Source organism: Lacrimispora sp. 210928-DFI.3.58 (genome assembly GCF_020554865.1).
Lineage (GTDB): Bacteria > Bacillota > Clostridia > Lachnospirales > Lachnospiraceae > Enterocloster.
The window spans coordinates 1-20410 of sequence record NZ_JAJCIC010000016.1 but is presented as its reverse complement, the minus strand read 5'-3'; the positions used below and the strand labels follow the sequence as shown (position 1 = coordinate 20410).

20 protein-coding genes are annotated in these 20410 nt (G+C 49.0%); 11 read left to right on the top strand and 9 right to left on the bottom strand.

The genetic code is table 11. From position 1 onward, the window contains the following. The first annotated feature begins 3 nt into the window (after positions 1-3). Entirely contained in the window at positions 4-1500 is a 1497-nt protein-coding gene (locus LIZ87_RS11300; RefSeq protein ID WP_178316598.1) for a tripartite tricarboxylate transporter permease, read from the top strand. A 64-nt stretch (positions 1501-1564) separates the two neighbouring features. Next, entirely contained in the window at positions 1565-2605 is a 1041-nt protein-coding gene (locus tag LIZ87_RS11295) for a DUF3829 domain-containing protein (RefSeq protein ID WP_178316597.1), read from the top strand. Positions 2606-2693: 88 nt separating this feature from the next. Here the strand turns inward: LIZ87_RS11295 and LIZ87_RS11290 are convergent, their stop codons facing one another. From LIZ87_RS11290 to LIZ87_RS11280, 3 genes are read right to left on the bottom strand one after another with little or no spacing between them, the layout of a single operon-like run. Further along, positions 2694-3305: a manganese catalase family protein gene (locus tag LIZ87_RS11290; RefSeq protein ID WP_227147064.1), complete on the bottom strand. Its 612-nt coding sequence runs from the start codon at positions 3303-3305 to the stop codon at positions 2694-2696. Continuing rightward, positions 3305-3607, bottom strand: a complete 303-nt coding sequence (locus LIZ87_RS11285) for a spore coat protein CotJB (RefSeq protein ID WP_227147061.1) — start codon at positions 3605-3607, stop codon at positions 3305-3307. The genes LIZ87_RS11290 and LIZ87_RS11285 overlap by 1 nt, the downstream gene beginning before the upstream one ends. Further along, positions 3600-3812, bottom strand: a complete 213-nt coding sequence (locus LIZ87_RS11280; protein WP_227147058.1) for a spore coat associated protein CotJA — start codon at positions 3810-3812, stop codon at positions 3600-3602. The genes LIZ87_RS11285 and LIZ87_RS11280 overlap by 8 nt, the downstream gene beginning before the upstream one ends. Positions 3813-4303: 491 nt before the next feature. Here LIZ87_RS11280 and LIZ87_RS11275 point away from each other — a divergent pair, with 491 nt between their 5' ends. From LIZ87_RS11275 to LIZ87_RS11245, 7 genes are all read left to right on the top strand, one after another. Further along, the gene (locus tag LIZ87_RS11275) at positions 4304-5656 is read left to right on the top strand and encodes an ABC transporter substrate-binding protein (RefSeq protein WP_227147055.1); all 1353 of its coding nucleotides are present in this window, start codon (positions 4304-4306) and stop codon (positions 5654-5656) included. Between the two features lie 82 nt (positions 5657-5738). Beyond that, positions 5739-6623 (top strand): carbohydrate ABC transporter permease, encoded by an 885-nt coding sequence (locus LIZ87_RS11270; protein WP_178316290.1) that lies wholly within the window; start codon positions 5739-5741, stop codon positions 6621-6623. Further along, positions 6623-7495: a carbohydrate ABC transporter permease gene (locus LIZ87_RS11265; protein ID WP_178316289.1), complete on the top strand. Its 873-nt coding sequence runs from the start codon at positions 6623-6625 to the stop codon at positions 7493-7495. The genes LIZ87_RS11270 and LIZ87_RS11265 overlap by 1 nt, the downstream gene beginning before the upstream one ends. A 99-nt stretch (positions 7496-7594) precedes the next feature. Beyond that, positions 7595-8569 (top strand): LacI family DNA-binding transcriptional regulator, encoded by a 975-nt coding sequence (locus tag LIZ87_RS11260; RefSeq protein WP_178316288.1) that lies wholly within the window; start codon positions 7595-7597, stop codon positions 8567-8569. Then, entirely contained in the window at positions 8569-10014 is a 1446-nt protein-coding gene (gtfA, locus tag LIZ87_RS11255; RefSeq protein ID WP_227147052.1) for a sucrose phosphorylase, read from the top strand. Before LIZ87_RS11260 ends, gtfA begins: the two co-directional genes overlap by 1 nt. Before the next feature lie 219 nt (positions 10015-10233). Beyond that, entirely contained in the window at positions 10234-11787 is a 1554-nt protein-coding gene (locus tag LIZ87_RS11250) for a serine hydrolase domain-containing protein (protein WP_178314181.1), read from the top strand. Positions 11788-11809: 22 nt separating this feature from the next. Further along, entirely contained in the window at positions 11810-12541 is a 732-nt protein-coding gene (locus LIZ87_RS11245; RefSeq protein WP_178314179.1) for a glycerophosphodiester phosphodiesterase, read from the top strand. Between the two features lie 137 nt (positions 12542-12678). Here the strand turns inward: LIZ87_RS11245 and LIZ87_RS11240 are convergent, their stop codons facing one another. The 6 genes from LIZ87_RS11240 to LIZ87_RS11215 form a co-directional block, all read right to left on the bottom strand. Next, positions 12679-13332: an HAD family hydrolase gene (locus LIZ87_RS11240; RefSeq protein ID WP_178314177.1), complete on the bottom strand. Its 654-nt coding sequence runs from the start codon at positions 13330-13332 to the stop codon at positions 12679-12681. A gap of 43 nt (positions 13333-13375) precedes the next feature. After that, positions 13376-14776, bottom strand: a complete 1401-nt coding sequence (gene lacG, locus LIZ87_RS11235) for a 6-phospho-beta-galactosidase (protein WP_227147049.1) — start codon at positions 14774-14776, stop codon at positions 13376-13378. Positions 14777-14790: 14 nt separating this feature from the next. Beyond that, positions 14791-16566, bottom strand: a complete 1776-nt coding sequence (locus LIZ87_RS11230) for a lactose-specific PTS transporter subunit EIIC (RefSeq protein ID WP_227147046.1) — start codon at positions 16564-16566, stop codon at positions 14791-14793. Between the two features lie 11 nt (positions 16567-16577). Then, positions 16578-16895 carry a PTS lactose/cellobiose transporter subunit IIA gene (locus tag LIZ87_RS11225; protein WP_330664592.1) on the bottom strand — a complete coding sequence of 106 codons (318 nt, stop codon included), beginning with the start codon at positions 16893-16895 and terminating at the stop codon, positions 16578-16580. A gap of 236 nt (positions 16896-17131) precedes the next feature. Continuing rightward, positions 17132-18124, bottom strand: coding sequence for a LacI family DNA-binding transcriptional regulator (locus tag LIZ87_RS11220; RefSeq protein WP_227147043.1), 993 nt, complete (start codon positions 18122-18124; stop codon positions 17132-17134). 90 nt (positions 18125-18214) lie between these two features. Next, positions 18215-19192, bottom strand: a complete 978-nt coding sequence (locus LIZ87_RS11215) for an aldolase catalytic domain-containing protein (RefSeq protein ID WP_178314069.1) — start codon at positions 19190-19192, stop codon at positions 18215-18217. 209 nt (positions 19193-19401) lie between these two features. Here LIZ87_RS11215 and LIZ87_RS11210 point away from each other — a divergent pair, with 209 nt between their 5' ends. Further along, positions 19402-19947, top strand: a complete 546-nt coding sequence (locus LIZ87_RS11210) for a GNAT family N-acetyltransferase (RefSeq protein WP_178314067.1) — start codon at positions 19402-19404, stop codon at positions 19945-19947. 180 nt (positions 19948-20127) lie between these two features. Further along, a complete protein-coding gene (locus LIZ87_RS11205; protein ID WP_227147040.1) occupies positions 20128-20316 on the top strand; it encodes a hypothetical protein in 189 nt (62 codons plus the stop codon). Positions 20317-20410: the final 94 nt, after the last annotated feature.

Genomic DNA, 20410 nt, shown 5'->3' with positions numbered 1-20410 from the left:
TATATGGAAAATATTTTATTAGGTTTTCAGCAGGTATTCGTGCCAATGAATCTTCTCGTCCTTTTAGGAGGAGTTGTGATCGGAATGATTGTGGGGGCGCTGCCGGGCTTAAATGACAGCATTACCCTGGCAGTCCTGATTCCGGTTACCTTTGGAATGAATCCCCAGACAGCTATGTGCCTTTTGATAGGTATCTATGTTTCTGCCTGCTATGGAGGCTCCATCCCTTCGATCCTCCTAAAGATCCCTGGGACGGCTTCCTCTGTGGTAACGGCCTTTGACGGACAGCCTATGACGAAAAAGGGGCAGGCGGGGCTGGCCCTCAGTGTCTCAACCACCAGCTCGGTATTTGGAGGTATTTTAAGCTCTTTGGTGCTTTTGTTCTTTTCTCCTTTTCTGGCAGCCCAGGCCCTGAAATTCGGGCCGCCGGAGTATCTGATGCTAGCAATCATGGGCATGAGCACGGTTGTAGGAATGGCGGGAAATGCCATGTTAAAGAATATTATGGTAATGGCATTGGGACTTCTGATCTCCTGTATCGGCTTAAGCCCTCAGGCGGGCTTTCCCAGAATGACCTTTGGGAACCTCTATCTTCTGGAGGGAATTCCCCTGGTGCCCATGCTGATCGGACTTTTCGGTGTGGCTTCTATTTTAGAGCTGGTTGAGACCACTGGAGGTGTGAAGAACATTACAGAGAAGATCCAGCGTGTGAAGGTAAGAATGCTTGATAAGGATATGTGCAAGCGTCTTCTGCCTACATGGATGCAGTCCGGCATCATAGGAACGCTGATCGGCGTTATCCCTGGAGCAGGCATGATCATGGCGATCTATCTGGCTTATGACCAGGCCAGAAGAAGCAATCCTGATAAGGAGTTTGGAACCGGTGTGCCGGAGGGAGTTGCCGCTCCTGAGACAGCCAACAATGCGGTGGTAGCAAGTTCCATGGTTCCCCTTCTGGCTCTGGGTGTTCCTGGCAATGCGACATCGGCCCTGTTTTTGGGAGCGCTTATGATCCAGGGACTTCGTCCGGGTCCTGCCCTTTACCGGGATTTCCCGGAGGTTGCTTACCTCATCGTAGTTGGCTTCCTGGTGGCAAATATCTTTATGCTTCCTCTGGGGCTTGCCTTCTGTAATTTCCTGGCGGGAAAGATCCTGTTGCTGAAGCGGGAAATCTTAAGCGGACTGGTTCTGATCCTCTGTGTGACAGGTGCATTTGCTGTAAGTAATAGTACATTTAATATCTGGGTCATGGTAGTGTTCAGTTTTGTGGGCTATTTCATGAATAAGTATAAGCTGCCCCAGTCACCTCTCATATTGGCCATGGTGCTGGGCTCTATGATGGAGAAATATTACCTGCAGAGCATGGTGTTGTCAGGAAACTCCTGGTCCATCTTTGTTACAAGGCCGATCTGTCTGGTATTGCTGATCATATCGGTACTCTTTGTGGGTGTTCCGCTGTATAAAAGATATATTGCGAAGCCAGTAAAGGCAAAGGCATAGTAGAAATTTTCCGGTTTTTGTGGTATGTTTAAGCTATAACATATTAACGCAAGGAGATAAAGCAATGAGACGACACATGATAACCGGATTAGCAGCAGCCTGTGTGCTGGCATCTGCTGTGATGCTGGGAGGATGCTCCGGACAGGATGCCGGAAAGAAGGACGCGGCTTCTGAGACCACAGCCGGCACAGCTGCTGAGACAGAGGCTCCCGAAGAGGAGGAGACCTCAGCGGAGGCAGAGATCGATCCTGAGACAATGGACATTATCAAGTACAACATCTATGTGGAGATGAACAACTACATGGTAGAGGTCCTGGACAATGTGGACAGCTATTACCTGGTGGTGGAGTACGCAGATGAGTTTGCCTTTGTCCCGGACAGCGGCTATGATTATAAGTTCGACATCCGCTATTTGAATACGGACATCATAGATGATGCTCTGGCAGTGGCTGATATGGAGCCTGCCTATGAGAAACTGGATGACCTGGCAAAGCAGGTGGCAGAGCCCATGAGAGCGATGATGGATGGGTTTAACAAGATCAATAAGAGCAGCGACTTTGCGGACAATCAGTATGCCAAGGCAAAGGAATACCACGCAGAGATACAGGGGAATGTGGAGGCCTTTGAACAGCTGGCTTATGCATTTATGGACGAGATCAGTGTTATTGGCAATGAGCGGATGGCAGCCCATGAGCAGAAGATGCTGGATGAGGGAAACCTGATCATCTACAACAGCAGCCATGCCATCACCATTGTGAACCAGATCCTGGCAGAGTGCTATGCCCAGGGAGTGGATGACGCCAATATCACAGAACTGGATCTCACCAACATCAGGCCTCTGTATGAGGAGCTGATTGCCACTGTGGCTGCCTATGATGAGGCTGTAAGCGACAGCAATCAGATCATGAAGGAATCACTCAGCAATTCCGCGCCCTTTGACGGACTGCTTAACAGCCTGTCACAGTCTGTGGAGTGGATGATAAAGCAGGTGGAGAGCGGACGGCCCATCGAGGATCCGGGCAGTGAGTATCTGGGAGGTATTATCCATATCCAGGTAGTGCTGTCACAGTGTATCGAGAGGTACAATACGGTGTTTGTGGAATAGTGCGGGAGCTGGCGCTGTAAGAGAATAGCATTATGAGAAATCAGGAAAAGAAGCCTCTGGCCGGATTTGGCCAGAGGCTTCTTTGGGTTCAGGCCTTTACGAACTGCTTGTCAAATTCTGCATTAAAAAAGTAGAAGTTCTTCTCGTCCAAAGTTGATTTGATCTTCTCCAACGCCTCTCCAAAGCGCTGGAAATGGACCACCTCACGGGCCCGGAGGAACTTAAGGGGCTCCCTTACATCCGGGTCATCGATGATGCGGATCAGGTTTTCATAGGTGGTTCTGGCCTTTTGCTCTGCAGCGAGGTCCTCGTGGAGATCGGTGATGGCATCGCCCTTTGACTGGAACTCGCAGGCATTAAAGGGAACGCCTGCAGCGGCTGTGGGCCACAGGGCGGTGGTGTGGTCGATATAGTAGGCGTCAAAGCCGGCAGTCTTGGCCTGCTCCGGAGTCAGGTTTTTGGTGAGCTGGTAGATAATGGAACAGATCATTTCCAGGTGGGCAAGCTCCTCTGTGCCGATATCTGTCAGCAGGCCGCCTACCTCCTTGCATGGCATGGAGTATCTCTGGGAAAGATAACGCATGGAGGCAGCTAATTCCCCATCAGGCCCGCCGAACTGGCTGATGATCAGGGATGCGGTTTTCGGGCAGGTCTTTTTAATATTTACTGGAAACTGAAGCCGTTTTTCATAAGTCCACATTAGATGGCACCTCCTTCATTGTCCCAGGGAAGAGGGCCGTCTGACCAGGTAAAATGGCGCTTTCCGGGATATTTTGTGTTGGACTCGGTCTTGTTGTTGGTATCAGGACACACACAGTTTGCTGTCAGGGGCTCAAACTCCTTTGCGAAGGCATCTAAGAGCTGCTTTCTCTGGGACATGGCCTGGCTGAAGGCATCTAAGGCATCTGTGTCCAGGGGATGGGTGTCAAGATACAGAGTCAGGTCGTTGACAGTGAAGCTGATCTCATTGATCTGCTTTAAAAGAGAACACCGGTCAGCCATTTGCGTCACCTCCTGTTACAAAGAATGGAAGGTCGAGACAAGGAAAAATGGTGCCCTGCTTTAATCCTTTTGCACTGTCATAGGGTGTCTCCCAGGGCTGCATGGGAACAGTGGCAATGGCAAGCTGGAGTCCGGGTCCTGGAGCCGGAAGCTCACAGCCGCACCCGGTGCCTGATGTGGCAGGATTACAGCTGCATAGGTTCATAGGTAACACTCCTTTCTGGGTTGAATTGATTGAAACGAAAAGGAAATCTATAGGAAAGCCTGCGATTGGGCTTCGTGAATAGTATGGGCGTGGGAAGGAATTTTACTGCATTAAAATACTTCCAGGGTATCCAGAGATTGCAGTATTCCGGTTTGCTTCTGTTTAAGGAATGTGGTAACGGTTGACATTAAAGAAAAATAAGTTGGAAAACAAAGGGGAATAATACCGGGAATAATTTACAAAAATAGGTAAATATTCATGATAAATACTGTGTTTTGAGAGATAAAATTAGGAAATAAATAAAAAGATTAAAGCAAAATTACTAATAAAAAATTTATGAAAACGGTTGACATACATGAAAAAATATCATATAGTATATACACAAAACAAAGTGAAACCGGCTGACCAGAGAAGTCTGCCTGTCCGGAAAGGCAGAGGAGAAGGGAAAGGAGTCGGTGGAGGCGGGATAATTGATTAGGAGGATGAGATTTATGAGATTAAAAAGATTAGCTGCGCTTACTATGGTGGCTGCCATGGCAGTTGGAATGGCAGGCTGTTCCTCAGGGCAGAAGGAGCAGGCAGCTGCTACAACAGCAGCTCAGGCGGAGACAGAGGAAAAGAAGGATGAGAAAAAGGCTGAGACAGAGGAGGCCGCTCCATCAGGAGAGGGCGTCAAGCTGACTATGATGAACAGCAAGCCGGAGCTGGAGGATGCTCTGGAGGAGGCTGCTGCAAAGTATCAGGAGCTTACAGGCGTTGAGATCGAGATTTATACCACAGACAAGCCAGGTGAGATCATTGCACAGAAGTATGCTGCAGGCGATCCCGCTACCCTGATGATGTGCGACTATCCGAATGTAACGGATATCGCAGCAGAAAAGCTTCTTGATTTAAGCGGCGAGAAGTGGGTTGCAGACGGAGGAGATATCCTGGGCGTGAAGGTTGACGGCAAGGTTTATGGCTTCCCCTTCTGCGTAGAGGCCTTTGGACTTCTGTACAACAAGACTGCGATTGAGGATATTACCGGCAAGGAATTTGTTCCTTCTGAATATCAGACACTGGATCAGTTCAAGGTGCTTCTTGATGAGCTGGTAGCAGGCGGTATGGAGAGTCCTGTGATCCTGAATGCAGAGGACTGGTCCATCGGACAGCATTTCATTCAGTATACCTACAAGATGCAGACAGGAAAGATGGAGGATGCATTTAAGCTGTTTGAGGATGTAAAGGAGGGCAAGACTTCCTTTGCAGACAATGCTGTATTTAACAGCTGCTATGATACACTGGACACTCTGATACAGTACAATATCAATAAGAACGATCCCCTGGCAGCAGACTATGATCTGAATGCAAGCTATCTGGCAGAGGGCGAGGCAGCCTTCTGGCTGAACGGAAGCTTTGCATGGCCTGACACAGAGGAGTATGTAGATGGCTCCATGAGCTACGGTATCATGCACTATCCGGTTAACGGGGATTATCCGTCCGTAGGCAGACTGAATGCCAATGCAACCAAGTTTTTCGCAATTGACAATGTAAAGGCAACTCCGGAGCAGCAGGAGGCAGCAAAGGCATTTTTAAACTGGTTAGTATATGATGAGGCCGGACAGGATGTCCTGGTGAATAAGTGCGCAATCGTTCCTGCATTCAAGAATATCGCTCTTGAGATGACAAATGATTTTAACGTGGGCGTTAAGTCCTATGTGGATCAGGGCCTTGTGAATGATTACGTTCCGATTCCTTCCGACCACAGAAGCGTGCTGGCAGCAAGCATGCAGAAGTATCTGGCAGGAGAGCTGGACAGAAGCGAGATGGCACAGCAGATTGATGAATTCTGGAAGACACATTAATTGGATGTAGCTGGAGACAGGCGCCGTTTGGGAAGAGTGGTCTTCTAAAACGGCGCCTGTCCTGATAAAGACGGGGGTTTTTATGAAGAGTAAAGAGAGTTTCATTGATAAATGCGGGGCTTTTGCAATATTTGCAGGCCCGGCGGTCCTATCCTTTGTCCTGGTGGTTATCATTCCCATGATCTATGGAGTTTATCTGACCTTTACAAGCTGGGATGGCTTCAGCGATGCAAAGCCTTTTGTAGGGCTTGCCAATTATGTGGAGATCTTCCGTGACGGTGCCTTTTGGACTTCTCTGTGGCTTACAGTAAAGTATGTGTTCCTGTCGGTAGCCTTCATTAATATCATTGCCTTTGTTCTGGCCTATCTTCTGACCAGCGGGATTAAGGGGCAGAATTTCCTGCGGGCGGGATTTTTCACACCAAACCTGATCGGCGGAATTGTCCTGGGATATATCTGGCAGTTCATTTTTTCAAGGGTGATCGTGAACCTGAATGATTTTTTAAATCTGCCGCTGTTTGCTAAATCATGGCTGTCTTCTCCGGGCGGCGCCTTTGCCGCAATGGTGATCGTAACCACATGGCAGTATTCCGGATATATGCTTTTGATCTACATTTCCGGTTTTGTGAGCGTGTCCCAGGATCTTTTGGAGGCAGCGCGGATCGACGGAGGAAATTCCGGTCAGGTAACGCGGTATATTACCATACCGATGATGATCCCGTCCTTTGTCACCTGTCTGTTTTTATCCCTGACCAGATGCTTTAAGGTGTATGACTTAAATCTGGCCCTGACCGGCGGCGGTCCCTATGACAGCACAAAAATGGCGGCAATGCACATTTATACCCAGGCCTTTGAAAACCACAAGTACGGTCTCGGACAGGCGGAGGCGCTGGTGCTGTTTCTGGTAATGGGTATCATCGCATTCATTCAGATCTCTGTAGGAAAATCAAAGGAGGTTGAGGCATAATGGCAAGTGAAGCAAAAGCGGTTCAGGTGGGGGGAACCAAAAAGACAGTCACAAATGTAGCAAAGACAGCCTTTGTGGTATTCATGTTTTTGTTTTATATGATTCCCTTTGTTATGGTAATCATAAATTCTCTTAAGAGAAAGGTAAATATTGTCAAGTATCCGCTTCAGCTCATTGACGATAAGGGACTCCAGTTTGTCAATTACGCGAAGGCCTTCAATGAGATGGATTTCGGAACAGCATTTTTTAATTCCATTGTTGTAACCGGCATCAGCGTAGTTCTGATCCTGCTGTTTTCTGCCATGACCGCTTACCTGTTTGTGCGCACTGACTGGCTGGCCTGCAAGGTGTTTTTTGCACTGATGGTGGCATATATGGTGGTGCCCTTCCAGGTGATCATGATACCGCTGGTGTCTATTTACGGAAATATTTTCGGGATCCTCAATTCCAGGATCACGCTGATCTTTATGAACCTGGGCTTCGGTACGGGAATGGCCATTTTCATGTGTCACAGCTTTATCAAGACAAATGTACCCATGGCCCTTGAGGAGGCTGCCAAGATCGACGGCTGCACCAGGCTGCAGATTTTTTTCAGGATCGTGTTTCCGCTCATGAAGCCTATCCTGTCCACACTGACGATCCTCAATGTGCTGGGCCTCTGGAATGACTACCTGCTGCCGAACCTGGTACTGGGAAAAAAGGCCCTTTACACGCTGCCTCTGGCGATCCGTACTTTTTATGGAACCTTTTCCAACGATTTGGGTAAGATCATGGCAGCCCTTGTCATGATCGTAGCACCGATCATCCTGGTATATATTTTCCTCCAGAAATATATCATCGGAGGAGTGGTAGCCGGTGCAGTCAAGTCATAAATAGTAAACATGTTTTCCTCTTGATAAAGCGGTGGAAGTTGGTAAAATAGAAGAGAATGCAAAGAAGGACAAACCGGAAAGAGGAAGGCAGGTACATATATGGCGACGATCAAGGATGTGGCAAGTAAGGCGGGGGTTTCTGTGACCACCGTATCAAGGGTGATGAATAACAGAGGCCCCTTAAGTGAGGCGACCAAAAAGGCGGTTCACGATGCGATGCATGAGCTGGGCTATCTCCCCAATGATGTTGCCAGGGCTCTTGGAAACAGCAGCTTAAGTATCATGGGCCTGATCGTTCCCACCATCAAGCATCCCTTTTTTGGGGAGATGGTCCATGAGTTTGAGAACGACTGCTATCAGCGGGGCTATAAGCTGATGGTGTTTGCCGCAGATTATGATTATGAGAAGAAAAAGCACTGCGTGGAACTGCTGCGCAGAAATATGGTAGACGGCATTATCTATGCCTCTCATTCTATGGACAGCGATTTTCTAGGCGATATCCATGTGCCGACCGTGATGGTTGACAATATGTTTCCGGGACTTCCCACCATTATGTCGGATAATGTACAGGGAGGCTACCTTGCTGCCCGCCATCTGATCGCCAGAGGCTGCCGGAACATGATCGCGATCAGCGGCCAGGAGGACCTCCATCTGGAGGCAGATCAGAGAACGGAATATTTTGCAAAAGAATGCGAGCGGCAGGGCGTTTCATACAAGCTCTATTCCGCAGATGAAGAGATGCTGCGGGAGATGGAGTATTCCAGCCTGATCAGCCGGATCTTCAACGAGAATCCGGATATGGATGGAATATTTGCAAGCTCTGATATTATTGCGGCACAGTGTATTCAGGCCGCCGCTGTGTTTGGCTACCGCATTCCTGAAAATCTGAAAATCGTTGGTTATGATGATATCTGCCTCAGCCGGCTGATCTACCCGCCGCTTACGACTGTGAGGCAGAATATAAAGGATCTGGTGAAGACGGCAATGGCTACCATGATCGCCCTCATCGAAGGGAAGGAGGTGCCGGCAACCCAGATCATTCCTGTAACCTTTGTGGAAAGGAGAACTACATAATGTTTCAAAAAGTAAGCAATCAGATCATGCTGATTACTTATGCTGACAGCATGGGAAAGAACTTAAAGGAATTGGAGGAAATACTGGAAAAATATGTAAAAGATGCCATAGGAGGCCTGCATATTCTTCCCTTTTTTCCCTCCTCTGCAGACAGGGGCTTTGCTCCGATCACATACCGGATGGTGGATCCGAAATTTGGAGATTGGGATGACATCCGGCGTCTGGCATCGCGGTATTATCTGATGTATGACTGCATGATCAACCATGTCTCTGCTCACAGCCCGGAATATCTGGATTATCTTGAAAAGAAAGATGCATCCGAGTACCGGGATTTTTTTATCCGTTACCGGGATTTCTGGGAGGGCGGCGCTCCTACCGGGGAACAGATGGAAAAGATCTATAAGAGAAAGGACGGGGGTCCTTCCGTGGAAGCGCAGTTTGCAGATGGGAGCAAGGAGCTGATCTGGAGCACCTTCAGCTCGGAGCAGATCGACCTTGACTGTACCAGGCCGGAGGTAAGGCGCTTTATAAAGGATAATCTGGAATTCCTGGCTGGACAGGGAGCGGCGCTGATCCGTTTGGATGCCTTCGGCTATGCCACAAAGGCGCCGGATACCAGCTGCTTTTTCCTGGAGCCTCAGGTGTGGGAGCTCCTGAAGGAGGCCCAGGATGTGCTGGAGCCCCACGGTGTACGAGCTCTCGCTGAGATCCATGAAACGTATTTTACACAGCTGAAGCTGGCAGCCAGAGGCTACTCGGTCTATGATTTCGCCCTGCCGCTGCTGGTGCTGCAGGCCCTGTATTTTGGGGATGGAATCTATCTGAAAAACTGGATGAGGATCTGTCCAAGGAATCAGTTTACCACGCTGGACACCCACGATGGTATCGGCGTTATGGATACCTATCATCTGCTTCCCGATGATGAGATACGAAGGACGCTGGACCGTTTGTTTGAGATCAGCCCGGTGTCCAGGAATATCAGTACAAAGTCCTCCCATACATATTTTGATGCCTATCAGGTGAACTGCACCTACTATTCAGCATTAGGCGGGGATGACGAGACGTATCTGGCAGCCAGGGCCATCCAGTTCTTTACTCCGGGTATCCCCATGGTGTACTATGTGGGAATGCTGGCAGGGGAAAATGATTATGAGATTTTGAAAAAGGCGGATAGCGGCCGTGATATCAACAGAGGATATTACACAAAGGAACAGGCAGAGGAGGCCTTTGCAAAGCCGGTGGTGCAGAAGCTCCTGCGCATGATGGAGCTGCGAAACAGCCATCCGGCCTTTGGCGGCGAGCTTGAGATACTGGAGAGCGATCCCTATACCCTTTATGTCTGCTGGAGGCTTGAAGAGGAGTGGGCAAAGCTTTGGGTGGATCTGAGAAGCAAAGCCTGGGAGATCACCTACACAGACCAGGGCAGTGTGAGGACGTTTTCATAAGAATCTTCATGCGCCCGGCGGGCAGACGCGCCACCCCGGCGGCAGGACTTTTATAGTAAACCTTCATGCGCCCGGCCGGCGGACGCGCCACCGCACCGCGAAAGTCTGGCGGGCGCATTTGGAATACCTGAACTTAGTGCCGCCTATGGGCGGCGGAACTTTCATAGTAACATTTAAGCATATTTTCAGAGAAGTATTTTGGCGGGAGGAGGCAGGAGAGTGTATAAGGGAAAAAATTTGGTGCGCTGCAGCCTTGCAGAGGCGGGGATATCTGCCGAGGGCGTAAAAGGCTTTCTGGAAGAGATCGAAAAGGGCGGTTACCATCTTCACAGCTTTATGCTTACACGCCATGGAAAAGTGGCATATGAATGCAGCTGGGCGCCTTACCGTCTGGATGAGGTGCATTTGATGCATTCCTTTACAAAGGGGCTGGTGGCCACCGCCATTGGGATCCTGGAGGGGGAGAGAAGAATAGCGTTAGATGATGCCGTGATCTCCTATTTTCCTGAGTATGAGGTGGATCACCAGGGAGGGCGCTTGGACCGGATCACACTGCGCACGCTGCTTACCATGACAAACGGGCACACAGATACAGCAGAACGCCATGGCTGCGATGATGAGGTGTATGCCTTTCTAAAGCGTCCGGTGGTCAATGAACCGGGCAGTGTGTTCATGTATGATTCCATGGGTACTAACATGCTGGCGGCCATTGTAAAGAGGGTAACGGGATATAACCTGTTTCAGTTTTTACAGCTGAGGATATTTGAACCTTTGGGGATCTGCGGCGTGTGCTGTGATTCCTGTACCTCCGGCAAGGATCAGGGCGGAGGAGGAAGCCGCTTAAAGACGGAGGACATGGCAAAGATCACGATCCTGTACCTGAATGAGGGCATCTGGGAGGGGCGGCAGCTGATCCCCAGGGACTGGGTCAGGCGGATGACATCGGTGCAGTTTGAAGACTCCATGGATGCCTCTAATCCGGATTGGGAGGATTGGAAATGCGGCTATGGCTATCAGGTGTGGATGTGCCGGATTCCAAATACATTCCGATTTGATGGGATGTACGGCCAGTTCGGCATTGTACTGAAGGATCTTGACGCCTCAGTCATTACCACCTGCGGGGAGTGCAATACAGAGGCTGTTCTCCGGCTTGTGTGGAAATATCTGGTTCCGGCTATGGAGGAAGAGAGTTTGCCGGAGAACCAGGGAGAGCTGGAGGAAGAGCTTTTTCGCCGGAAGGACAGCCTGCATATTATCTGGCCAATGGAACAGGAAACCGGCAGCCGTGAGGCAGAGCTGCTCTGGGGGCGTATATGGGGCAGGGATATCATGTTTCCTCCAAACAGGGAATCTGTGCTGGCGGCCAGCCGTGTAAACAACTGCTTCACTTCCACATGGACGGAGCAGCACCGGACGGGGATAAAAAGGCTGCGGTTCGAGGCGGCAGAGGGGGAAGGCCGGCTATACTATGAGGACAATTGCAATCATGGAATGCTGCCTGTGGGGATGTCAGGCATCCCCAAAAGAGGGCTGCTCCGGTCACTGTGGGGAGATTATGAGGTATGGACAGCGGCCAGGTGGCTGGACGGAGGCAGTTTGGAGATGCAGATCCGTATGGTTCAGGGGGAGTATTACCAGGTGTTCACCATTATCCCGGATGAAAAGGGAGCAGAGGTAAGGCTTTACAGCGGTCCATGGGATCGAAGGACCGGGAAGCCGGATCCCCAGGTCTGCCTGTGCAGCTGGGGCACGGAAAATGGAAGCAGGGATTAAGAGCAGAGGGAGAATTGGAACAATGAAGGTAATGGCACATAGAGGCTACAGTGGAAAATATCCTGAAAACACCATGCTGGCCTTTCAAAAAGCGGCAGAGCTGGGTGTAGATGGCATAGAGCTGGACGTGCAGATGACAAAGGACGGGAAAGTGGTGGTGATCCATGATGAGAGGATCGACCGCACTACAGATGGAATGGGCTATGTCAGGGATTATACCTATGAAGAGCTAAAAAAATTCAATGCATCAAAGGTGAAGGGGGATCAATTTGGTTTTCAGCCGATCCCATCCTTTGAGGATTACTGCAGGTGGGCAAAGGATTACTCCTTTTTCACAAATGTGGAATTAAAGACAGGCGTATTTTATTATGCGGGGATTGAAGAGAAGACGCTGGAAATCATCAAGGCATACGGACTGGAGGACCGCATTCTTTTCTCCTCCTTCCATCCCATGTCCATCGCGAGGCTGAAGGAGCTGGCGCCGGAGATTCCCTGCGGTGCCCTGGTGGGAGATCATGGGCTGGGAAATGCAGGCTTTTTCTGCAAGCGCTATGGCTTTGAATATTATCATCCGGATATAGCAGCTCTGGATGATGAGGCAGTAAGGGAGTGCAAGGAACACGGGATCGGCATCAACGCCTGGACGGTGAATGATCTGGCAGGGCTGGAGAAGCTGTATGAGTGGGACTGCGAGGGAATTATCACCAATTATCCCGGCGTTCCTTTGGAGTGGCTTAAGGGTCGTGGGAAGTAAGATATGATCAGATGATCACCAAGCAGGAGGGAACCTTTATCGTCTGCGGCCAAAATGGCAAATAGCTTTGATATGGATGCGAAAAAGAGCAAGGCCGAGAAAAAGCCCTGCTCTTTTTCTTATTTAAAAACTCCCCATTATTTCGCAATTAACTCATCAAATGTTTCAATCGTCCTTATCACTCCCGGAAGGTGGGCGTATTCTTCCTCTTTTCCTTTTTCACATACAGCGATAATGCTGTTGATGCCGGCGTCCCAGGCGCTCCTGATACCTGAAAAGGAGTCCTCATAGACCAGTGTATTCTCCGGCCTGGAGCCGATGGCGCTGGCGGCATCCGTGAACATCTGCTTTTTGGAATCATAGGTACCGTCATCGTAAATGATCTTTTCCGGATCCATCCAGCGGTCCAGATGAAATTCTTCTACAAAAAAGTCAATGTTTTCCCGGATGGAGGCGCTGGCAATGGTAAAGGGGATACCGGCATCCTTCAGGGCGTCAAACAGCCTTTCTGCTCCGCTTACCAGATGGAAATGCTCTTTGTCCTCCTTGCAGAGCCGCCTGTAGATCATTTCCTTTTTCCGCGAGTATTCCTGCTTGTTTACGCATGCTCCTTCGGACAGATATTCGATGATCTTTTCATTAGGAACCCCATTCATGTGGTTGAAAAGCTCCTCCTGGGTGATCCCTCTTCCCCGAAGCTCCTGAGAGATCTGTCCCCAGGCGCCCACATGCTTGTCATTATCAAAGAATAGCGTTCCATTGAAGTCAAAAATGACACCTTCATATTTCATATATGTATATCCGTTCCTTTCCCGTTGTTCGGCGTCTGCCCTGTTACATGATCTCCTTTGTCTCGCTGACCCTCTTATACCAGTATGCAGACTCCTTTGGATACCGTTTCTGGGTGGAAAAATCAACATAGAACAGGCCGTAACGTTTGTTGTAGCCATTAGACCAGGAAAAGACGTCCATCAGTGACCAGATAAAGTAGCCTTTGACATTCACTCCCTCTTCAATGGCTGTTGCTATGGCCTCCAGATGTTTTTTCACATAATCGATCCTGGGTCCATCCATTATAATACCATTTTCAAAGTCATCTTTGTAGCCCATGCCGTTTTCTGTGATGTAAATTTTTTTATAGTTAGGATAGTCTTTCTTTACCCGGCGCAGCATATCAAGCAGGCCTTCCGGATAGATAAGCCAGTCCCAATCTGTTTTTGGAATGTCATTTTCAAAATTCCGCTCGCCGATCCCTTTTAGACGGAAGATGGAGCTGCCCTTTTTTCCTGTGCCGTTGTGGCAGATCAGGCTGTCGCCGCTATAGGCCCTGATAAAATGGCTCTGATAATAATTGACGCCCAGGAAGCAATTGTATTTGGCTGCCTCCTTTAAGGCCTGCATGTCACCGGAATGGATCGTCAGCTCGCCGGAATATGCTCTTAGAATGTTGTTCAGCCTGCGTTTGGTGTCAAAGCTGTAGTCGCCGTTAAAGGTGGCATCCAGAAGCATTTTGTTGCACAGAACGTCCTCCATTGCAGCTGCTTCCTTGTCCTTTTCTATATCGCGGTCAGGATATTTGCCCTCCAGAGCCTGGACAATGCCGATCTCTCCCGGTATATGAAGCTCTTCAAAGGCCAGCACAGCTTTTGCGTGAGCTGTCATCATGTTATGCATGGATTGGATCGCCTTGGGAACATCATATTTGATAGACGGCGGAAATGTTCCGGTGATATACTGCCCAAAGTTTACCGGCCCGATCTCATTAAAGGTGATCCAGTATGTGACCTGATCCTTGTACTCCTCAAAGCAGAACCTGGCATAGCGTACAAAGGCATCGATGGTATCCAGATTGAGAAAATCGCCTGCCTTGTGCAGCTCATCCGGGGTATCAAAATGATGCAGCGTTACAAAAGGCTCCACTTGGCGCATTCTGCATTCTTCAAAAAGACGGTGATAAAAGTCCACGCCCGCCTGGTTGGGCTCTCCGGTGCCGGTGGGGAATATACGGGACCACGCAATGGAGATCCGTATTCCGTTTACCCCAAACTGCTGGCACAGCTTCAAATCCACGGGAAACTGGTGGTAGAAATCGCTGGCAGGTTCCGGTGAAAATCTTCCCTGTTTTTCCAAATAGGTGTCCCAGGCAACACGGCCCTTGCCGTCCGCAGTGACAGCTCCTTCTGCCTGATAGGCTGCCGTAGCGCCGCCCATAATAAAATCTTCTGGTAATCTCATAGCAAAAGCCTCCTTTATTCGTTCTGTGTGAGCTGTTCAATGACAAATTCCAATGCCTTTTGGGGGTTCCTGGTCAATTCTATGTACTGCTTGCCCTGGCAGGCGACTGTTTTGATGCCGAAAGCGTCGGCATCCTTTTTCAGGTTTACGTATTGGGAAGCCACCTGAGGAGCCAGGATCACCATCTGATAATCCTTTAAAATATCCATATGGGCACCGTAGGAGCCTGCTGCACTGATGAGAGGCACCTTCTTTTCGTCTGCTGCTTTCTTCAAGGCATTGGCCAAAAGTCCGCTGGTGCCGCCTCCGGCGCAGAGGACCAGGACCTTGAGCGGGTTGTCCTCAGAGATGCCATCCGGCTTTTGGATGCCGGCTGCTTGGGCTTGAGAAGACTGTGAAGCCTGTAAGGCCTGCGGGGTCTGTGGAGTCTGGGAGGTCTGTGCGGTCTGAGAGGCCTGAGGAACCTCCGAAGCCTGAGCCTTCCGGGTGTCCTGGGACGTTTCCGGAACAGAGGCCATTGCCTTCTCTGCTTCCTCCGCTACTTTCTGGCGGTCATACACCAAAAAGAAGGGATAGTAGATCACAAAATCTACTGCGATCAGCAGGACAGCCAGGACAATGGCCCACAGGCCAAAGCCGCATCCCATGATCAGGCCGATCGGCGCCGGAGTGGTCCATGGAAGTACATACATAAAGCTGTTCATTCCCAATACATCCACAAAGATCTTAAAGAGCCATACATTGATGATCGGTGCTCCGATAAAGGGAATGAAAAATATGGGGTTTAAGATAAGGGGCGCACCAAAGAGGATCGGTTCATTGACACCGAACAGGCCCGGTATGGCAGCTGCCTTGCCAATGGACTTTAATTCTTTGGACTTTGCCATCAGAGCAAACATAAAGGGAACGACCAGAGTAGCTCCGGTGCCACCCAGGGTGGCGATAAACTGCTGGACGCCGGGGGTCAGGATGTTGAATGCGTGCTGTCCGGACTGGTACAATTCCAGATTAGATGCAATGTTTACATAGTAGATGGCCGCCACTGCAGGCTCCACGATCGCCGGACCCTGGATACCCACAAACCAGAAGAGGGCCATAGCTCCGTAAATGATGGCTAAACCGAGATAGCCGTCTGCAGCCGTGAATAATGGCTGGAAGAAGGTGATGACTCCCTGGGCGAAATGAAAGCCGAATACATTGCGGAAGGCAAGGTCAAAGAGCCAGAAGATGATGACGGCAGCCCCAAAGGGAATCACATCCTTAAAGGTCTGGGAAATATTGGGTGGAACGGAATCGGGCATTTTGATGGTAAGATTCCGCTTGATGCAGAACTGGTAGACATGGCCTGTCACAAAGGCAGTTACAAAAGCTGTCAGCAGGCCTTTCGAACCCAGATATCCGTTGGCAAAGCCGCCGTCTATGGTGTCCACAGCCAGGATCAGATATCCGACCATAGAAGCCAGCAAAACAGAGATGTTGTTGATCTTATTGTTGGCCGGCATATCCCTGTTCAGAGTATCCGTAAAATTCTTTGCCGTAGTTCCCGCAACTACCAGCCCTAAAATTCCCATAGAATAGTTATATGGTTTTAGTAAAATTTTCTCAATGTTTTCACTCCAGTAAAATCCAAAAATATTTGGCACATAGGCTAACAGCATAAAGATGCTGGAGAACAGTACGATGGGCATGGCAGCCACAAAGCCATCCTTGATCGCCCTCAAATATTTGTTTCTGGAAATGCCTTCAAATAAAGGCTTTGCCTTTTCAATCTGCTTTACCAATACATCCATGATCCTTCCCCCTACTGATGCTTATAAATGTTGATCAGGTGCTTCATGACATCTCTTAACAGGATCGTAGTCATCAGATGATCCTGTGCGTGGATGCTGATAAAACCGATCTCTGCGCTTTCGCCCCTGGCCTCCATAGCCAGCAGGTCTGTCTGGGCGTTGTGTGCGTCCTTCAGTAAGTCGTCAGCCTCCCTGATGAGCTGGTCACAGGCGGCAAAGTTTTTCTTCTGAGCCTCCTCCAGAGCCAGCAGCAGCTTTGTCCTGGCATCTCCTGCGTATGCCACGATCTCTAAGCCGACCATTGTAACTTCTTCCTTCGTCATTGCCATTACATAACCCTCCATTTGTTTGAATGTGTTTTTACTAAAATTACCGACTGCAACTTCGGATTCCCCAGGGTTTTTTACGTTTCCTGATTGCTAATTTGATTATAATAATCCATAGGTAAAATGTCAATATAAATTTAGTTAAATATTAAATATTTTACTAAATTATTTTCAAGATGAAGGAAAAGAAGGGCAAAAGAAAAGAAGCCAGCGGAATGCTGGCTCCCAGGCAGCTGCTTTTACAGCTTTTTTACTGATTTACGTATCTCCAATTTACAGGGCATCACCACGCGTATGGGGATCCGCTCCCTGTGCTTTGCCACATACTCTGCTGCGAACAATCCCATTTCCAGGGTGGGCGTATCCACCGTTGTCATGGGCGGGCTGGTGAATTTGGAGTTGTTGATGTTGTTGAAGCCCACAATGGATATCTGTTCCGGGACCTCGATGCCATATTCATGAAGAGCGGACATGGCTCCTATGGCAATGGCATCACTGGCGCAGAAAAAGGCCGTGGGCATGTTTCCCTTTTTAATAGCCTGGACCATCATGCGGTAGCCGGAGTCAGTGGTAAATTCCTCTTCGTAAATATTTCCCTCACAGTCTAAATGGTGCTCCTGGCAATATTCCAGAAAACCCTCCCTGCGCTTCTCGTGATAGAGCTCCTGCTTTCGCCCCACATATTCCTTTCCTCCCAGATAGCCAACCCGTTTGTGGCCGCAGGAGAGCAGGTATTCCATCACATCGAGGACCGCATTTTCAAAATCAAGGGAGATGGTGGTAACATTGATCTCCGAGGTGATCATGGCAGTGAAGATGATATTGGAGTTCAGCTTCTTAAATTCCATGGCCTCTTCGTGGGAAAATTTTCCGATCCCCACTACGCCGTAGGCATTTTCCACGCCCATCCGCATATTGGCGTCCCCTTTATAGAAGCGGTTGATCTCGATCCCCTTCATGGTGCAGTATTTTTCCACACCCAGGCGGATATTCAGATAATACATATCCTCCAGCTCCTGCTCTAAAGTACACCATTCGATGATGGCAATGGATCTTGTCTGTTTTGCTGCCTTGGCCTTCTGTTTTTTAACATATCCCAGCTGGTTTGCGATCTCAAATATCTTCTCCCTGGTATCCTCCGATACGCTCAGGGTTTCATCATGGTTCAATACACGGGATACCGTTGCGCTGGAGACTCCTGACATCTGTGCAATATCCTTCAGATTCGCCATTTTTTCTCCTCCTACTATCCATACTTGTGTTTTTGCCTGTATAAGGCTGTGTATATTATAATATGGATGGGAGTTTTAGTAAATAAGGTTTTAAAAGTTGTCCAGCAGTGATTTGTAAAATTCGGAATAATCGCTGCGCTTCTTATTAGTAAATTCAATGGCCTCCCGCGGATGGCGGTTGAGCAGGCCGGTAAACATATACTGGAGATCATACCCCCAGAGAACTCCCTGCTCTCTCAGAGGAAGCATATAGTTTTCAACAAAGGACAGGAGCGGGTACAGGTTGTACTTTGGGTTTTTCAGGAAGCCCAAAAGCAGCTCCATTGCACAGTTTCCGGCGCCTCGGCCCATGCCCTGGATCGTGGCGTCCACATAGGAAACGCCGTAGGATAAGGTCTCGATGGTGTTGGCGAAGGCCAGATTCTGGTTGTTATGTCCGTGGAAGCCAATGCTTTTCCCGGTGTTTTCCACTGCTGCCAGATACACCTTGGCAAGCTCGGATGCGTTCTCAGGGTAAAGGGATCCGTAGCTGTCCACAAGATAAATGGCATCTGCGCTGGAGGCGGAGATCATTTTCAGGGCCTGCTGCAGCTGGTCCAGATTGGCCTGGGAGATCGCCATCACATTGCAGGAGGTCTCGTAACCGAGACGATGCAGATATTCGATCATCTCAATGGCTGAGGGGATCTGGTGGATATAGCAGGCAACCCGTACCATATCGATCACGCTTTCATTTTTCGGCAGAAAGTCGGTCTTGTAATCGCATCTGCCAACATCTGCCATAACGGCAATTTTCATATCTGAAATATTCTCACCAATGATGCTGCGGATATCTTCTTCATCACAGAACTTCCATTTTCCGTAATCGCTTTTCTTGAACATATTTTTACTGGCCTTGTAGCCAAATTCCATATAGTCCACGCCGCATTTGATATTTGTCTTGTAAAGCTCGGACACGAACTCGTCTGTGAACATAAAATTGTTGCAGAGTCCGCCGTCTCTCAGTGTTGCGTCAAGGACCTTAACATCGTCCCTGACCTCCATTAAATTTCCTTTTCTTGAAGCCATGTTAGTATCTCCTAAATTGTTTTTTTACTTTTACACATTGTAGCACAAAAGTGCGGGTAAATACAAGTACTGTATAACCATTTGGCAGAAGGAAAAAATCCTGATTTTCCAAAGCTTTGAAATACGATATAATACACCCATAGAAATGAGAAACAGAGGAAGAGCTTCTTTCTCTAGTAGAGAAAATTTACAGGGAGGTACAGAGAGATATGATCCGCTACAGATGCCTGCATGAAGATGAGATATGCAGAGAGCTTTTTAAGGATTTTATCCGCCATCAAAGGGTTACAAAATGCTGGAGAAAGGAAGAGGAGGCCTGGGTGATCCGGGATGTCCCCTTTATTGACGACTGGAGCGAGGAGGATTATCAGTTCCTGGTGGAATGCCTTAAAAATACCCTTTGTACAGGAGGCTTTGTATACGGAGCTTTCCAAAATGAAGAGCTGAAGGGTTTTGTCTCGGTGGAGCCGGGGCTCTACGGCGGCGGACAGAGGTATCTTGATCTGTCAAGTATTCATGTTTCAGAGGATATGCGCGGTCAGGGAGTGGGAAAATGCCTTTTTCTCGCGGCAAAAGAGTGGGCCAGGGGGCAGGGAGCAGGAAAGCTTTATATATCAGCACATTCCTCTGTTGAGACCCAGGCGTTTTACAGGGCCATGGGCTGTGTGGAGGCTCAGGTCTATGACAGGCGTCACGTGGAGGCGGAGCCCTTTGACTGCCAGTTAGAATGTCTGGTAGAGGGCGGGAAGGATTAAAAAACAGGTGAAGGGAGGAACAAAAAGAATTACAGGAGATAATACGGTTACAGGCGCCTGTTTCTGAGCTTTCAAGAAGAGAATAGAGCCGCTGGCGGCCGCAGTATCGCAGTATGAAACATGCGAGCTGTTAAAACCCGCGGCAGAGTTTATTCGTCTTATAATCAGGAGGTGAAGGAAATGGAGGAAAAGGAAAGATGCCGTAGGGCCGTTGCGGTACTGGTAACAATGATCGCAGTTTTGACGGCAGCCGTTATTTATCTGATGTATCAGAACTTTCTGGCAGAGGATATGCTGAAGGACATGGACCGGGATTATGAGGAATTGTGTGAGGAGATGGAGAGATACAGGGCAGAAGGTCCAATATAGTTATTGAAAAAAATCCGGCGGTTTATAAAACCGTCCGGATTCAGAGTGTCGACAAAGTCGCCACTCTGTTGGAATTCATGGCTGCGCCATAAAT

Coding starts and splice junctions, on each gene's coding strand:
- LIZ87_RS11300 (WP_178316598.1), top strand. CDS start 4: ATGGAAAATATTTTATTAGGTTTTCAGCAGGTATTCGTGCCAATGAAT.
- LIZ87_RS11295 (WP_178316597.1), top strand. CDS start 1,565: ATGAGACGACACATGATAACCGGATTAGCAGCAGCCTGTGTGCTGGCA.
- LIZ87_RS11290 (WP_227147064.1), bottom strand. CDS start 3,305: ATGTGGACTTATGAAAAACGGCTTCAGTTTCCAGTAAATATTAAAAAG.
- LIZ87_RS11285 (WP_227147061.1), bottom strand. CDS start 3,607: ATGGCTGACCGGTGTTCTCTTTTAAAGCAGATCAATGAGATCAGCTTC.
- LIZ87_RS11280 (WP_227147058.1), bottom strand. CDS start 3,812: ATGAACCTATGCAGCTGTAATCCTGCCACATCAGGCACCGGGTGCGGC.
- LIZ87_RS11275 (WP_227147055.1), top strand. CDS start 4,304: ATGAGATTAAAAAGATTAGCTGCGCTTACTATGGTGGCTGCCATGGCA.
- LIZ87_RS11270 (WP_178316290.1), top strand. CDS start 5,739: ATGAAGAGTAAAGAGAGTTTCATTGATAAATGCGGGGCTTTTGCAATA.
- LIZ87_RS11265 (WP_178316289.1), top strand. CDS start 6,623: ATGGCAAGTGAAGCAAAAGCGGTTCAGGTGGGGGGAACCAAAAAGACA.
- LIZ87_RS11260 (WP_178316288.1), top strand. CDS start 7,595: ATGGCGACGATCAAGGATGTGGCAAGTAAGGCGGGGGTTTCTGTGACC.
- gtfA (WP_227147052.1), top strand. CDS start 8,569: ATGTTTCAAAAAGTAAGCAATCAGATCATGCTGATTACTTATGCTGAC.
- LIZ87_RS11245 (WP_178314179.1), top strand. CDS start 11,810: ATGAAGGTAATGGCACATAGAGGCTACAGTGGAAAATATCCTGAAAAC.
- LIZ87_RS11240 (WP_178314177.1), bottom strand. CDS start 13,332: ATGAAATATGAAGGTGTCATTTTTGACTTCAATGGAACGCTATTCTTT.
- lacG (WP_227147049.1), bottom strand. CDS start 14,776: ATGAGATTACCAGAAGATTTTATTATGGGCGGCGCTACGGCAGCCTAT.
- LIZ87_RS11230 (WP_227147046.1), bottom strand. CDS start 16,566: ATGGATGTATTGGTAAAGCAGATTGAAAAGGCAAAGCCTTTATTTGAA.
- LIZ87_RS11225 (WP_330664592.1), bottom strand. CDS start 16,895: ATGGCAATGACGAAGGAAGAAGTTACAATGGTCGGCTTAGAGATCGTG.
- LIZ87_RS11220 (WP_227147043.1), bottom strand. CDS start 18,124: ATGGCGAATCTGAAGGATATTGCACAGATGTCAGGAGTCTCCAGCGCA.
- LIZ87_RS11215 (WP_178314069.1), bottom strand. CDS start 19,192: ATGGCTTCAAGAAAAGGAAATTTAATGGAGGTCAGGGACGATGTTAAG.
- LIZ87_RS11210 (WP_178314067.1), top strand. CDS start 19,402: ATGATCCGCTACAGATGCCTGCATGAAGATGAGATATGCAGAGAGCTT.
- LIZ87_RS11205 (WP_227147040.1), top strand. CDS start 20,128: ATGGAGGAAAAGGAAAGATGCCGTAGGGCCGTTGCGGTACTGGTAACA.